This is a genomic window from Gallibacter intestinalis (genome assembly GCF_014982745.1).
In the GTDB taxonomy this organism is placed as follows: domain Bacteria; phylum Bacillota; class Clostridia; order Peptostreptococcales; family Anaerovoracaceae; genus Gallibacter; species Gallibacter intestinalis.
On sequence record NZ_JADCKA010000027.1, the window covers coordinates 1 to 1,239 of the forward strand.

Here is a 1,239-nt window from a genome sequence, read left to right on the forward strand (position 1 = left end):
TCGTCCTCGGCTTAGGTCCCGACTAACCCTGAGTGGACGAACCTTCCTCAGGAATCCTTAGATTTTCGGCGGGCAGGATTCTCACCTGCCTCTCGCTACTCATGCCAACATTCTCTCTCGCGTACTGTCCAGCTCGCCTTACGACTCACCTTCGGCCTGCACGCGATGCTCCTCTACCAACTGTATTACAGTTCCCAAGCTTCGGTAGTAAGTTTAGCCCCGTTTATCTTCGGCGCAAAGTCACTCGACTAGTGAGCTATTACGCACTCTTTAAATGAGTGGCTGCTTCTAAGCCAACATCCTAGCTGTTTATGCAACTTCACATCCTTTTCCACTTAACTTACATTTTGGGACCTTAGCTGTGGGTCTGGGCTGTTTCCCTTTCGACCATGAAACTTATCTCCCATAGTCTGACTCCCAGGCTTGATCGCATGGCATTCGGAGTTTGATAGTTTTCGGTAACCGGTGAAGGCCCCTAGAACATTCAGTGCTCTACCTCCATGTGTCATCGCCTGAGGCTAGCCCTAAAGCTATTTCGAGGAGAACCAGCTATCTCCGAGTTCGATTGGAATTTCACCGCTATCCACACGTCATCCCAACCCTTTTCAACGGATATGGGTTCGGTCCTCCACGAGATTTTACTCTCGCTTCAACCTGCACATGGATAGGTCACCCGGTTTCGGGTCTACAGCATGTAACTTATCGCCCTATTAAGACTCGCTTTCGCTACGGCTCCAATGCTCCAGCATCTTAACCTCGCTACATACCATAACTCGTTGGCCCGTTCTACAAAAAGTACGTGGTCACTTGCGCTCCCACTGCTTGTAGGCATAAGGTTTCAGGTTCTATTTCACTCCCCTCCCGGGGTTCTTTTCACCTTTCCCTCACGGTACTATTCTCTATCGGTCACTTGGTAGTATTTAGCCTTGGGGGGTGGGCCCCCCTGCTTCAGACCGGGTTTCACGTGTCCGGCCCTACTCTGGTGCCACCTTGTATTACACTGTATTTCGTCTACTGGGGTTTCACCGTCTTCGCCTGAGCTTTCCAGACTCATTCGACTATACATTGTAATTCCTTTTGGTGGTCCGCAACCCCAGACCGTAGTCTGGTTTGGGCTCTTTCCCTTTCGCTCGCCGCTACTCAGAAAATCGATGTTTCTTTCTCTTCCTAGGGCTACTTAGATGTTTCAGTTCACCCCGTTTCCCTCGTGCAGGCTATGTATTCACCTGCCGATACCTG

1 rRNA gene is annotated in these 1,239 nt (G+C 50.4%); it reads right to left on the reverse strand.

Annotated elements, in window-relative coordinates:
* A 23S ribosomal RNA gene (locus INF20_RS07900) occupies nt 1–1,239 on the reverse strand; the annotation flags it as partial.